Below are 333 nucleotides of genomic sequence, written 5' to 3' on the forward strand. Positions count from 1 at the left end.
ATGCTGACCAACCCTTTGCGCGACCGTTTCGGTATCGTATCCCGATTAGAGTTTTATCAGACTAAAGATTTGGCGACTATTGTCGCCCGTTCCGCACCATTGTTGCAGTTGGATATGGGGGACGAGGGCGCGATGGAAGTGGCCAAGCGCAGCCGCGGTACGCCGCGCATTGCCAACCGCCTTTTGCGACGTGTACGCGATTAGGCCGATGTGAAAAACAACGGCGTCATTGATGCGGAAATTGCCGATGCTGCCTTGAGTATGCTGGCTGTGGACGGTCAGGGTTTGGATGTGATGGACAGAAAATTCCTTGAGGCGATTTTGCACAAGTTC

Annotated in this window: 1 pseudogene; it reads left to right on the top strand. The window is 53.5% G+C overall.

From position 1 onward, the window contains the following. Positions 1 to 333: pseudogene (locus tag ACTHSP_RS23205) on the top strand (Holliday junction branch migration DNA helicase RuvB); the annotation flags it as partial.

It is taken from the genome of Neisseria sp. P0001.S005 (genome assembly GCF_051963715.1).